Here is a 13792-nt window from a genome sequence, read left to right on the forward strand (position 1 = left end):
AAAATTATCCGACACCTCATTTAACGATACACTTAACGATAAGGTGCATCCATCAATATATTGCGAGCAATTTCTCGCTCCCAGCGATCGCCATTCATTAAAAGTTTTTCTTTATCATAATAAAGTTCTTCTCGCGTTTCTGTTGCAAATTCAAAATTTGGACCTTCTACAATAGCTTCAACGGGACAAGCTTCTTGACAAAAGCCGCAGTAAATACATTTAACCATATCTATATCATAACGAACAGTTCTACGTGTACCATCATTACGCCTCGGTCCTGCTTCAATAGTAATAGCTTGTGCAGGGCAAATTGCTTCACATAATTTACATGCAATACAGCGTTCTTCACCATTTGGATAACGACGAAGCGCATGTTCCCCACGGAAACGCTGAGATACAAAACCCTTCTCATAAGGGTAATTAATCGTAGGTTTTGGTGCAAAGAACTGGCGCATTGCTAAGAAAAAAGCTCTTACAAACTCCAATAAAAGGAGTGACTTTGCTGCCTGAAGAAAAGCTGACATCATAAAACCTCTTCTTAAACAAAATCTGTATACTTTAAAAAAGCAGCAGTTATCACAACCATTGCCAATGAGAGAGGAAGGAAAACCTTCCAACCAAGTCGCATGAGTTGATCATAGCGATAACGTGGAACAAATGCTTTGACCATAGCAAACCAAAAAAATACAAAACAGACTTTTAAAACAAACCAAATAACACCAGGAATCCAATTAAGCCACCAAACATCCAAGGGAGGCAACCAACCACCTAAAAATAAAATAGTTGTTAATGCACACATTAAAACAATAGCAACATATTCCCCAAGGAAAAAGAGCATATAAGGCGTTGAAGAATATTCAACCATATGACCAGCAACAAGTTCAGATTCTGCCTCCACTAAATCAAAGGGAGGCCGATTTGTTTCTGCAAGCGCAGAAATAAAAAAGATAATAAACATTGGAAAAAGAATGAGCCAATTCCAATCAAGAAAACTATTAAAAGGAAGACCAAGAGCTGTTCCAAGCCCATAACTTTGTTTCTGCACAATTGTTGTAAGATCAAGTGATCCACTTATTAAAATAACAGTTACAAGCACAAACCCAATGGAAACCTCATAAGAAACCATCTGTGCTGCTGAACGAAGAGCTCCTAAAAAAGGATATTTTGAGTTCGAAGCCCACCCCCCCATAATAACACCGTAAACTTCAAGAGATGAAATAGCGAGGATATAAAGCAAACCAACATTAATCTTTGCAACTTCCCATCCTTCATCAACAGGGACAACAGCCCAAGTTGATAAAGCCAGTGTAGCAGAAACGAAAGGCGCTAAAAGAAAAACGCCTTTATTCGCACCAGCTGGAATAATAGGTTCTTTTACAACAAATTTAATTAAATCCGCAAAAGATTGCAACAACCCCCACGGACCAACAACATTGGGACCACGCCGTAATTGTACCGCTGCCCAAATCTTTCGATCTGCATAAAGAAGATAAGCAACCAATACCAAAAGAACAACCAAAAGAAGAAGTGTTTTCCCAACAATAATGAGTAATGGCAACAACCAAGTTATAAAGAAATCATACATCATTATTCCTTTTCCCCTGCCCTTACTCTACAGCTTGTGTAGTACGGCTTTTTGCAAGTGATGAACATTCAGCCATAACTGCAGAAGCACGTGCTATCGGATTTGTCAAATAAAAGTCTTTAACCATAGAAGTAAAGGCTTGTGCTTCTAGAGCGACTATCTGTGAACTAAGCACTTTAAGATCACTTATACTAGAAGGTGCGATATCATCAATAGCACAAAGATGCGGATAATCATTAAAGAGCTTCTGTCTTAACTGAGAAAGCGAATCAAAAGGAAGCTTTTGTCCTAAAACATCCGATAAAGCACGCAAGATAGCCCAATCTTCTTTTGCTTCACCAGGGGCAAATCCAGCCCGATTAGTCATTTGAACACGTCCCTCTGTATTGACATAAAGTCCTGATTTTTCAGTATAAGCAGATGCAGGCAAAATTACATCAGCAGCATGTGCACCATTATCACCATGACTACCAATATAAATTGTAAAAGCTTTTGTATTGGCTAACTCTATTTCATCAGCACCAAGCAAAAATAAAACTTCACAGGTTTTAAGAATATTTACAACACCAAGTTTAGAAATAAACCCTATATCCAAACCGCCAACAGTAGATGCTGCATTATGAAGCACTCCAAATCCATTCCATTCTGCTTTAAGAGCTCCAACACTATCAGCTAATTTGGCAAGATTTTTTAAAACAGATAAACCTCCTTTACCTGAAACAGCGCCCTCCCCAATCAAAATAAGCGGCTTATTCGCTTCTTTTAACACATTTAAAAATGTATCCTCTCCACGAATAAGTGCACTCAATGCTTCTGTACCAGTTCCAAGATAAGAATAAGGATAACGTAAATCAACCTTATCACCAATTAACGCAATAGGAAATTGCCCCATCCGGTGACGCTTTAAAATACGTGCATTTAAAACTGCAGCTTCATAACGCGGATTAGACCCCACGATAAGCAATGCGTCAGCTTGTTCAATGCCAGCAATTGTCGGATTAAAAATATAACTCGAACGCCCTAATTCAGAAGACAAAGCCATTCCTCTTTGGCGACAATCGAAGATCCCTGCACCCAATGAAATGAGTAATTTTTTAAGTGCATACATTTCTTCAATAGAGGCAAGATCACCTGCAATTGCGCCTATTTTTTCTGGCAAGGTTTTAGAAACTACGATTTTAATTTTTTCAAAAGCTTCTGCCCAGCTTACAGGTTGAAGTTTTCCATCTTTGCGTACATATGGTCTATCAAGCCGCTGAGTACGTAAACCATCCCAAATAAAACGCGTTTTATCAGAAATCCATTCCTCATTTACATCTTCATTTGTACGCGGCATAATTCGCATAACTTCACGACCACGGCTATCAATGCGGATCGCACTACCAAGTCCGTCCATCACATCAATCGATTCTGTTTTAACCAACTCCCAAGGGCGTGCATGAAATGCATAAGGTTTTGAGGTTAGAGCTCCCACTGGACAAAGATCAATAACATTTCCCTGTAATTCAGATGTCATAGCTTTTTCGAGATATGTCGTAATTTCAGCATCTTCACCACGACCTATCAACCCAAGTTCAGAAATACCCGCCACTTCCGTTGTAAAACGAACACAACGTGTGCAATGAATGCACCGCGTCATAACCGTTTTTACAAGTGGTCCAATATATTTATCTTCTACAGCACGCTTATTTTCTGTATACCGAGAACAATCACGTCCATAGAGCATTGCTTGATCTTGAAGATCACATTCCCCCCCCTGATCACATACAGGACAATCCAAAGGATGATTGATGAGAAGAAACTCCATTACACCTTCACGCGCTTTTTTCACCATCTCGGTATTGGTAAAAATTTCTGGTGCTTCACCATTTGGACCAAGTCGTAAATCACGAACCCCCATAGCACAAGAAGCCTGAGGTTTTGGAGGCCCCCCTTTAACCTCAACCAAGCACATGCGACAATTACCAGCAATTGATAAAGTTTCATGAAAACAAAAACGTGGCACTTCAGCACCAGCTGCCTCCGCTGCCTGAAGCAACGTGTAGTAATCAGGGACTTCAATCTCTTTACCATCAACTTTGATATTTATCATCACTCATCCAGCCCGCAAATAATCCACTTAAAATTTGCATTTCATTGCTTTTAAAAATAAGAACCTCTATCCAACTGCTTCTAAAGCAATATTTTTTCTTTGAACGACATTTCGCGTATAATCATCAATTCTACGCTCAATTTCTGGACGAAAATTACGTATCAATCCCTGTACCGGCCATGCTGCCGCATCACCAAGTGCGCAAATAGTGTGTCCTTCAACCTGTTTAGAAACTTCAAACAAAAGATCAATCTCTCGTTTTTGTGCTCTTCCCTCAACCATACGCCCCAAAAGACGCATCATCCATCCTGTACCTTCACGACACGGCGTACACTGACCACAGCTTTCATGTTTGAAAAAAGCAGCTATACGCCAAATTGCCTTGATAATATCGGTTGATTTATCCATAACAATCACCCCACCAGTGCCAAAAGAAGACCCGACATCACGCATTCCATCAAAATCCATGATTGCATCTACCATCTCTTCTCCACGAACAACTGGACAAGAAGCACCACCTGGAATAACGGCTAAAAGATTATTCCATCCACCACGAATACCGCCGGTATGTTTTTCAATTAATTCACGAAAAGAAACACCAAGAGCTTCTTCAAATGTACAAGGTGCATTCACATGCCCAGAAACCATAAACAATTTCGTTCCGACATTATTTGCACGCCCAATTGACGAAAACCATGAAGCCCCACGACGTAAAATCGTTGGAACAACCGCTACAGATTCGACATTGTTGACGGTTGTTGGACAGCCATAAATTCCCATATTTGCAGGAAATGGTGGTTTAAGCCGAGGTTGCCCTTTTTTCCCCTCAAGACTTTCGAGAAGAGCTGTCTCTTCACCACAAATATAAGCACCAGCACCATGATGAATAATAATATCACAAGCATGTCCATATTTTGTTTTTTTGCCAAGCAAACCTGCTTCATAACATTCATCTACAGCCGCTTGAAGCGCTTCACGCTCACGAATATATTCACCACGAATATAAATAAAAGCGACATTTGCTCCCATTGCAAAAGTAGCAATTGCACATCCTTCAATCAAAGTATGGGGGTCATGTCGTAAAATATCACGGTCTTTACAAGTCCCAGGCTCTGATTCATCAGCATTCACAACCAAATAATGAGGACGTCCATCACTTTGTTTTGGCATAAAGGACCATTTCATTCCGGTAGGAAACCCTGCCCCACCACGGCCACGTAGACCCGATGCCTTCACCTCATCAATGATCCAATCACGGCCTTTTTCGATAATTGCTTTGGTCCCGTTCCAATGCCCACGTGACATTGCAGCTTTTAACGATTTGTCTTTTAAACCATAAATATTGGTGAAAATGCGATCTTTATCAGCCAGCATACCCCACCTTTTTTTCTCTTGCCCATAGCATTCTTAGCTTTTCCTCAAACGCAGTTTTAAAACATTTTTTTAAAAACTCTTAACTTTTCGTCAAATATTATCGAAATGGGTAAAATCATAAAATCTCCCCTCAAAAAATAGCTACTATGCGCCCAATCCTTCCTTATCTTTTTTCTTTGAAGATTTCAGGGATTTTTTTTCTTCACCATCGATGAGAGAAGTTAAACCGCTAATTGGCTCCGATGATTGACGACTATTTTGCGGACCAACTGTTATTTCAGAACCTTTACCCGCTTCAAATGCATCAATAATCTCTTCAAGACGCTCTGCTGTAAGATCTTCATAAGTATCTTTAAAAATCATCACCATAGGAGCATTAACACAAGCGCCAAGACATTCCACCTCTTCCCATGATAACGTCCCATCCGAATTGGTAACAAAAGGTTCATGATGAATTCTTTTCTGACAAACTTTAATCAAATCCTCAGATCCACGTAACATACAAGGAGTTGTACCACAAACTTGAATATGTGCCCTTGTTCCCACGGGTTTGAGTTGAAACTGGGTATAAAAAGTCGCCACTTCTAGAACACGAATATAAGCCATGGAAAGAATCTGTGCAATATGTTCAATCGCAGCACGTGTCACCCAGCCATCTTGCTCTTGAGCACGCATTAATAATGGAATCACCGCAGACTGTTCACGGCCTACAGGATACTTCTTTATGGTATTTTTTACCCATATCTGATTTTCTTTTGTAAAAGAAAAGTCTGCGGGTTGATAAATATCATCTGCAAGACGGCGCACGGACATTAGCGATCAACCTCCCCAAAAACAATATCAATTGAACCCAAAATAGCTGTAGCATCCGCTAACATATGCCCTCGGGTTAAAAAATCCATGGCTTGAAGATGAGCAAAACCAGGAGCACGCAACTTAACACGATAAGGCTTATTAGTTCCATCAGAAACAAGATACACTCCAAACTCACCCTTTGGAGCTTCCACAGCAACATATACCTCACCAGGAGGTGTATGAAAACCTTCGGTATAAAGTTTAAAATGATGAATAAGCGCTTCCATTGAATTCTTCATTTCTCTCCGCTTTGGAGGCACAATTTTATGATCTAAACTCGAGACTGGCCCACTTTTTTCAGCACCAAGTAAGCGATCCACGCATTGGCGCATAATTCTTGCTGATTGGCGCATTTCTTCCATACGAATCAGATAGCGATCATAACAATCACTATTTTTACCTATAGGAATATCAAATTCCATTTCATTATAACATTCATAAGGTTGGTTTTTCCGCAAATCCCACGGCACACCAGCTCCACGAATCATGACACCAGAAAAACCACGCGCCCAAGCTTCATCAATACTCACGACACCAATATCTACATTACGCTGCTTAAAAATTCGATTTGGCGTTATAAGCGCGTCAAGTTTGCCAAGAGCAATAAGAAACGGATCAATAAAATTACCAATATCCTCAATCAACAATTCCGGTAAATCTTGATGCACCCCACCAGGACGAAAATAATTGGCATGAAGACGCGCTCCACATGCACGCTCATAAAAAATCATCAATTTTTCACGTTGCTCAAATCCCCAAAGTGGTGGTGTTAGTGCACCAACATCCATGGCCTGTGTTGTTACATTAAGCAAATGATTAAGAATACGCCCAATTTCAGAAAACAAAACACGTATTAACTGCCCTCTTTTGGGAACCTCAACACCTAATAATTTCTCAATAGCGAGCACAAAAGCGTGCTCCTGATTCATAGGAGCAACATAATCTAAACGATCCAGATAAGGACCAGCTTGAAGATAAGTTTTTGTTTCCATTAATTTTTCGGTACCGCGATGCAACAATCCAATATGCGGATCTACACGCTCAACGACTTCACCATCCAATTCTAAAACCATGCGCAAAACCCCATGCGCTGCAGGATGCTGCGGTCCAAAATTGATATTAAAGTTCCGAACACTGACCTCAGCCACAATTAACCCCTTGCTTTTTTAAAAACTTCATATCAAATATTAATAAAAACTCTTATCAAACTAAAAAAATTAATCATTTTAAACGTCTATCACTCTAATTTCAAGAATTCATCAGTTCCAATATCACTTATTGACATCTGCTTTTTCATCGCACGGTAAAACATATTGTCCTCCTTCCCAAGGAGAAAGAAAATCAAAATTGCGCATCTCTTGTCGTAAAACAACAGGCTCATAAATGACTCTCTTTGCTTCATTATCGTAACGACATTCAACAAAACCCGTTACAGGAAAATCTTTGCGCAAAGGATGCCCTTCGAAACCATAATCTGTTAAAATCCGCCTTAAATCGGGATGTCCTGAAAATAAAATTCCATACATATCGTACGCCTCACGCTCATACCACTCTGCACCAGGATAAATCGAGCAAGCAGAAGCAACAGGAGTATTTTCATCAGTACGTACTTTAACACGTAGACGTAAATTCTCACGAGGAGATAAGAGTTGGTAAGAGATATCAAAACGCTTGTCGCGAGAGGGATAATCAACACCACTAATATCTGTAATATTAATAAACTGACAGCGAGAATCATCACGAACGAACATCAATACATCCGTAATTGCATCAAGACGCGAGACAATCGTTAATTCACCAAATGCAAGAATGGTTTCTTCAAGCTTATCTCCTAATTTACTTTTTAAATAGGATGAAAGTTCGACTAATGTTTCATTCATCATAATAAAGAAGCCCCTATCGCTCTATAGAACCCGTACGACGAATTTTTTTCTGCAACAATAATATACCGTACAATAATGCTTCCGCTGTAGGAGGACATCCTGGAACATAAATATCCACAGGTACAATACGATCACACCCACGTACAACAGAATAAGAATAATGATAATAACCACCACCATTTGCACATGATCCCATAGAGATCACATAACGGGGCTCCGGCATTTGATCGTAGACTTTCCTTAAAGCTGGTGCCATCTTATTTGTTAAAGTGCCTGCCACCACCATCACATCTGATTGACGGGGTGAAGCACGTGGAGCATACCCAAAACGCTCATTATCATAGTGAGGCATTGAACATTGCATCATTTCAATAGCACAACAAGCCAAACCAAAACTCATCCACATTAAAGAACCGGTACGCGCCCAAGTGATTAAAGCATCTGCTGAGGTTACTAAAAAGCCTTTGTCTGATAATTCAGCATTAATATCACGAAAGAAGCCGTCATCAGCACCTATCAACTTACCGGTATGTGGATCAATAACCCCTTTTGGCTTTGGAGCAACCATCGTAGAATTGTTCTGTATTAATCCCATTCAAGAGCTCCTTTTTTCCATTCATATATAAATCCGATAGTCAAAAGTGCTAAAAACACAATCATCGACCAAAAACCAAACATACCTATCGAATTAAATGAAACTGCCCAAGGAAAAAGAAAAGCGACTTCAAGATCAAAAATAATAAACAAAATTGATACCAAATAAAAACGGATATCAAATTTCATACGTGCATCATCAAACGAATTAAATCCGCATTCATAAGCCGATAATTTTTCGGGATCGGGAGAACGATAAGCCACAATATAAGGCATAATCAAAAGAACCCCTGCAATAACCGCCGAAACAATAATAAAAATTAAAACTGGCAAATAAGAGCTCAATAACTGAGTCATAATTTTCTTCCACCTTATATGAAATGATTTAAACTAACGCAATCACTCCACATTATTAAATTAAACAGACAAATTATTAATTTTATTAATTGCCCTGCTCATTTTGCGCTTGGACCGCTTCAAGGACATGTCAAGCGATGCTTTTCTTATGGGCATAGGTAACGCAGAGCAGAGAAAGACGCAAGCCTTATTCTTATAAACCACATAAAAAGGAGAAAATAACCACCCATAATGCTCCATAAAGTTAACACTTCACAGACTCTATGTTCCACATATAAAGATTTTACCAAAAAGCAGAAGTTAACAAAGGAACTTGGAGTGGCGCGAGTGACGGGGCTCGAACCCGCGACCTCCGGCGTGACAGGCCAGCACTCTAACCAACTGAGCTACACTCGCACACTTTTCGAACCAATTCATTATTGGCACAAAAGGTCGTGTAAGGGGTTCATACGCTTATGTCAAGCAGACTTATGCATTTTTTAAAAAAAATCATCAAACACAATCTTTATTCTTGCGTTTGCAAAAATTTTTGCTTAAAGAGGGGCCTCATTCAATTGCTGATCATTGGCATTGGGCGATTAGCTCAGCTGGTAGAGCGCCTCGTTTACACCGAGGATGTCGGGAGTTCGAGTCTCTCATCGCCCACCATATACTTTTACTTCTCCTATAACTTACTGATTTTATTTATGTTTTAAGAGATGAGGGATACACGAATAAAAGTGAGGGAATGGGATTTTGCAACATACCTCTATAGGACGCCTGTTTTTTTACCTAATTTCTCCAATATCTTTTTAATCTTGCTATATCCTGTTGTGAAAAATTCTCTAAGTTTCTAACAAACATGCCAACAGCTTCACGTCTAAGTGGATCAGAAGGTTTGATTGTAAAGATCTTGCGAAAAGCATCAGCCTTTTTTCTTAACAGAGTAGCCTTCTTTTGGATCTAAGGCATACAACTCTATAATCTTGTTTTCCACGCCACAGGTAATGATTTTTTGCCAATCTCAACTGAAGGTAAAAAACTACAGATATATCTAATTTCGCAGCCATATTAAAAAACGTTCTGAGTGATTAATGCGAAGTTTATATGAAATTTTAGCAAAAATTATTTTGAGAAAAAATAAGTTTGCACAAAATTTCGGTAGGTAATGATAAATAAGAATTTGTTATAGATATTATACTCGGTTTTATTTCTTTACAAATTGATTCACATTAAAGCTAAATTACTAATTTAGTGCAATTCCCAAAAAAGAGTTATATCTTAGAAATTATTTCGCTTGGCATTCAAGCAATTTTATTAAAAACGTTTAGAAATTCATTTAAACGATTGACCTTTTGCAAGAACTTTGTAAAAAGGCATAACTAGTTTGGAGGGGTGGCCGAGCGGTTTAAGGCACCGGTCTTGAAAACCGGCGTGCAGGAGACTGTACCGTGGGTTCGAATCCCACCCCCTCCGCCACAGCACTTTTATCATGCTGTAACTTATTGGTTTTATAGCTGTTTTTTTAAGGTGCGGGATAAATAAATAAAGGTTCGGGAATAGAATTTTCCAATGTTCCTCTACAGAGCGTCTCTTTTTTCACTAACTTTTTCTAATAATTTTTTAAATTTTGCTAAATCCTGTTGTGAAAAATTGTCTAAAGTTCTCACGAACATACCAACAATTTCACGGCTAAATGAATCCGAAGGCTTTATTGTGAAGATCTTACGGCAAGAATCAGCCTTTTTTCTTAAAAGGCATGCTGTTTCTTGATCTAAGGCGTAAAGCTCTGTGATCTTGTCTTCCATACCAACCGGTACAGATTTCTTGCCAATCTCGACTGAAGATAAAAACGCTACGGATATACCTAATTTCTTAGCCATATCTAAGAGACGTTCTGAGTGATCAACGCGAAGTTTACGTAAGATTTTACCAAAGGATGTAACCATCTAAAAAGTCCTGTTAGAAGAAGAAATATTTCTTCTGATTCTAACAAATCTTTTCCAAACTTTCTTCAGTTATTGCGAATCAGGACTTCTTTTCAAAGTGTTTTTGGGAGCTGTCTTGAAGGAAAATTTGATATGTATCTAATTCTTTGAAAACCACTGCTTTAAATGTGCAATGACATTATCTATCGCATCCATGAGGCGTGCAAAATCAAGGATAAGTAAAAAAAGAAAAAATGCTATCCACTTCATGAGACGCGACATCACTTTCACACTTTGGTAGGTAATGATCATTTCTTGAAGCATTTCTTTTTCCGCTTCTGTAAGCTCTGTATATTTTTCACCCTTTTTTCTTACCATGTTCCCACCCACACAAGCGTTCGCCCTGCTTATTATGTTTTAAGACCTCTCTTGCTAAGTTTGAACTGATGACCTTAACATCTCTCTTGTCTAAATAAATGGGCAACCAACCAATACAAGAAGAAGCATATTTATGGGTCACGCAACCAGTCAGAGAGAGCAGCACGCACATCAGCATCACTTTTTTTGTTAACTTCATTTTCCACCTCAAACCGTACTGTTGCTGCCTTTAAAATATTTTCTGTTTGCTTTTGCCGTTCAGCCTTTTTCCCAAGAGTGAAAGCTTTGGCTAAAACTATAAAAAAAGCGGCTAAAACCGCACCTATTAGCATCAGATTTTTTTTCATCCAGAACATCATAAACAGTGCTCCTGAAAGCGTTTAGCAACAAAGAAAATACCAGCACCTGCTGCCAAAACCATAATGGCTGCGAATGCCCATTGGATAGGACCATTGCCAGCTAAAAAACCACCAAGACCTGAGAAAGATCCAATAATGGGTGTTAATGCTTCTGCTTTGAAAAGACCTGTTGAATCCTTTGTTTCTACCGTTTGGTAGTTGGAGGAAACAAAAGCCCCTTTTGCCCATAATCCTGCTTCTGCTGCACGCCGGTGGACAAGACCTTGTAAACGTTTTCCTCCCGCTTTGGTCCATTTTTGTAATTCGGCAGGTATCGCTTCATAATCACCTTTGTTGAGTCTTTTAAGCAACGTAGAATTTTGGAAAGCTGAAATACCTACATTATAACAAAAGGAAACAAGAGCACCAAACTGCTCGTCACTTAAATTCACACAAACCGCTTTTTCTACCGCCCTCTCATATTGCTGCAAATCTGCTAAAAGCATGGTTTCGGCTTTTTTTTCTGTAATCACCATACCCTCAACAACTGCCGGCTTACCAGCTTTTCCTGTATGTCCATAGCCAATGGTCAAAACACCAGAAGCATCTTGATAAGCTTGCAAGCGCAAACCTTCCCATCTTTTTAAACAAGCAAGACAATTTTTATTTATTTTCCGTGCCATTATTCAATTCACCTTACAAATATACCTTTATGAGTACTGCACCATCTCCACCATCGCCGCCGACTTTGTCGCCTCCGTGTTTCCCGTCGAAATATCCACCGCCACCGCCACCACATTCTTTACCACCTCTCCCCCCATTACCGCCTTTATAACTTTCACCACCCTGCCCCATGATAGAACCCTTGCATTGACCACCACCGCCTCCACCGCCTCCAAGAAATGAACTTCCACCGGTACCAGCTCTCTTTCCGTCGCGTCCACTTCCTCCTCCATTCCCACCAGAGAAAATAAAGCTTTCACCACTGATACCCTCTCTGTTTCCTCCTCCATCTCCGCCTTTTCCTCCAAAGTTAACTAAAGACATGGAGACGGAATACCCTCCTTCTGCAGAAAGAAGCCCTTTGATAATTGTTCTGCCACCATTGCACAAAATATTGCTATCATTGCCTTTACCACCACGACCAATGTAAACGGTTTTTAATTTATCTAAATCAGATCCTTTCATGTTAACATGCACGCATTGACCGCCACCGCCGCCGCCATCTTTAACGCCTCCACCTCCTCCACCCCAAGCCCATATTTCAATATCTGTCTGATCGGTGATACCTTCTGGCCAAGGGATATCACCACTTTCTGTCATGAGGATTTCAATAGGTTTTCTCCCCCAACTGCCGTTATTACCGCCACCACCACTGCTGTTGTTGCAATTTGCTTTAATTGAAGCCATGAGGTCGGCTGGTGAGATAAGTGCATCTATTGTTTTTGTGCCATCAATCCAGTCTTGTTTTTCAAGAGGTTGAATGAGATCAACTTTTTTCTGCACATTGCGTGCTGTGTCTTGGGCTTTATCGGCTGTTGTTTGTGCCTTAGTAGCAATAGCTTTTGCGTCCGCAGCACTTTTTTGTGCAACACTTGCCTCAGCTTGTGCCTGATCTGCTGTTTTGTGTACTACATCAGCCGTTGTTTTTGCATCTTTCGCTGTATTTAATGCAACATCTGCAACATTTTTTGCTTCACTTGCAACATGAATCCCTTGTTCTACATCGTCTTCAACTTTATTAATTTTTGTAATCTGTGCACGCTCTTGAGGGGTTAAGATAAGATGCTCGATTCCCTCTTTCATATTCTCCATATCAAATGCATCTTTTTCTATTTGATCTGGATCATAGACTAATCTTGACATACCAAAAGATTTTGATGCTACGAAATAGCTAATGGTATTTTTGAGATCTGCCGGAGATATAGGATAATAAACGCCTTCAATTCCCTTATGCCACTTTTCTATTGTGGGTTGGCTAGGGCTTAGCCACTGTAACTTTGATCTTTCCTCTGTTGTCAAAATCTTTTTTGTAGGACCCTCACTCATATTTTCCATAGAAAATGCATTTGCTCTCACATCGTCGGGGTCATATGTCGTAGCCTTCATATCGCCAATTCCTAACGGCGATATTTGTATCCAACCACTACCTGATAAAATCGCATTTTCACAGGCTTCACCACTTGCTTCAATATCGTAAATTGTGACCTTATCTTTATAGGCAAGTGTACCAATATCTCTTTTAGCTACCGCATCATCAGCTTTTTTTCCTTGAGCAGCAGTTGCAAAATATTCTACTTTATAAGCCGCTGCACTCCCCACTGAAACGGGTGCAAGAGCCTTGCTATCTAGAACACCCTCTTTGACTTCTTCTTTTGTTGCTGGTTCAAGCTTAAAGATATGCGTGTGATAGGGTAATGGCATCGCAT

General features: G+C 39.7%; 14 protein-coding genes and 3 tRNA genes. 2 read left to right on the forward strand and 15 right to left on the reverse strand.

Annotation, left to right across the window (positions count from 1 at the left end; all coding sequences use genetic code 11):
* Nucleotides 1-32 precede the first annotated feature (32 nt).
* The 10 genes from nuoI to BN202_RS01060 form a co-directional block, all read right to left on the reverse strand.
* Complete coding sequence (gene nuoI / locus BN202_RS01015) at nt 33-524, reverse strand: NADH-quinone oxidoreductase subunit NuoI (protein WP_019218658.1); 492 nt, start codon at nt 522-524, stop codon at nt 33-35.
* 14 nt (nt 525-538) lie between these two features.
* Entirely contained in the window at nt 539-1585 is a 1047-nt protein-coding gene (nuoH, locus tag BN202_RS01020; protein WP_019218659.1) for an NADH-quinone oxidoreductase subunit NuoH, read from the reverse strand.
* Nucleotides 1586-1607: 22 nt separating this feature from the next.
* Nucleotides 1608-3677, reverse strand: a complete 2070-nt coding sequence (gene nuoG, locus BN202_RS01025) for an NADH-quinone oxidoreductase subunit NuoG (protein ID WP_019218660.1) — start codon at nt 3675-3677, stop codon at nt 1608-1610.
* A 66-nt stretch (nt 3678-3743) separates the two neighbouring features.
* A complete protein-coding gene (gene nuoF, locus BN202_RS01030) occupies nt 3744-5051 on the reverse strand; it encodes an NADH-quinone oxidoreductase subunit NuoF (RefSeq protein ID WP_019218661.1) in 1308 nt (435 codons plus the stop codon).
* A gap of 144 nt (nt 5052-5195) precedes the next feature.
* Entirely contained in the window at nt 5196-5864 is a 669-nt protein-coding gene (gene nuoE, locus BN202_RS01035) for an NADH-quinone oxidoreductase subunit NuoE (RefSeq protein WP_019218662.1), read from the reverse strand.
* Nucleotides 5864-7054, reverse strand: a complete 1191-nt coding sequence (locus tag BN202_RS01040) for an NADH-quinone oxidoreductase subunit D (RefSeq protein WP_019218663.1) — start codon at nt 7052-7054, stop codon at nt 5864-5866. The genes nuoE and BN202_RS01040 overlap by 1 nt, the downstream gene beginning before the upstream one ends.
* 123 nt (nt 7055-7177) lie before the next feature.
* Nucleotides 7178-7786 carry an NADH-quinone oxidoreductase subunit C gene (locus BN202_RS01045; RefSeq protein ID WP_034987038.1) on the reverse strand — a complete coding sequence of 203 codons (609 nt, stop codon included), beginning with the start codon at nt 7784-7786 and terminating at the stop codon, nt 7178-7180.
* Nucleotides 7787-7802: 16 nt separating this feature from the next.
* A complete protein-coding gene (locus BN202_RS01050; RefSeq protein WP_019218665.1) occupies nt 7803-8384 on the reverse strand; it encodes a NuoB/complex I 20 kDa subunit family protein in 582 nt (193 codons plus the stop codon).
* A complete protein-coding gene (locus BN202_RS01055; protein WP_019218666.1) occupies nt 8375-8740 on the reverse strand; it encodes an NADH-quinone oxidoreductase subunit A in 366 nt (121 codons plus the stop codon). The genes BN202_RS01050 and BN202_RS01055 overlap by 10 nt, the downstream gene beginning before the upstream one ends.
* Before the next feature lie 319 nt (nt 8741-9059).
* Nucleotides 9060-9136 (reverse strand) — tRNA-Asp (locus BN202_RS01060).
* Nucleotides 9137-9312: 176 nt separating this feature from the next.
* On the opposite strand from BN202_RS01060, the gene BN202_RS01065 reads away from it, so the two are divergent.
* Nucleotides 9313-9388, forward strand: a tRNA-Val gene (locus BN202_RS01065).
* Between the two features lie 720 nt (nt 9389-10108).
* Nucleotides 10109-10198, forward strand: a tRNA-Ser gene (locus BN202_RS01070).
* A gap of 101 nt (nt 10199-10299) precedes the next feature.
* Here the strand turns inward: BN202_RS01070 and BN202_RS01075 are convergent.
* The 5 genes from BN202_RS01075 to BN202_RS01100 all read right to left on the reverse strand — a co-directional run bounded on the left by BN202_RS01075 (nt 10300) and on the right by BN202_RS01100 (nt 13787).
* Nucleotides 10300-10668 carry a helix-turn-helix domain-containing protein gene (locus BN202_RS01075; protein WP_019218667.1) on the reverse strand — a complete coding sequence of 123 codons (369 nt, stop codon included), beginning with the start codon at nt 10666-10668 and terminating at the stop codon, nt 10300-10302.
* Between the two features lie 138 nt (nt 10669-10806).
* Nucleotides 10807-11025: a hypothetical protein gene (locus BN202_RS01080; protein ID WP_019218668.1), complete on the reverse strand. Its 219-nt coding sequence runs from the start codon at nt 11023-11025 to the stop codon at nt 10807-10809.
* A gap of 131 nt (nt 11026-11156) precedes the next feature.
* A complete protein-coding gene (locus tag BN202_RS01090) occupies nt 11157-11384 on the reverse strand; it encodes a hypothetical protein (RefSeq protein WP_019218669.1) in 228 nt (75 codons plus the stop codon).
* Nucleotides 11381-12046, reverse strand: coding sequence for a lysozyme (locus BN202_RS01095; RefSeq protein ID WP_019218670.1), 666 nt, complete (start codon nt 12044-12046; stop codon nt 11381-11383). Before BN202_RS01095 ends, BN202_RS01090 begins: the two co-directional genes overlap by 4 nt.
* Before the next feature lie 13 nt (nt 12047-12059).
* Nucleotides 12060-13787 carry a glycine-rich domain-containing protein gene (locus BN202_RS01100; protein WP_019218671.1) on the reverse strand — a complete coding sequence of 576 codons (1728 nt, stop codon included), beginning with the start codon at nt 13785-13787 and terminating at the stop codon, nt 12060-12062.
* Between the last annotated feature and the right edge of the window lie 5 nt (nt 13788-13792).

It is taken from the genome of Bartonella florencae (assembly GCF_000312525.1).
Taxonomy (GTDB): Bacteria; Pseudomonadota; Alphaproteobacteria; order Rhizobiales; family Rhizobiaceae; genus Bartonella; species Bartonella florencae.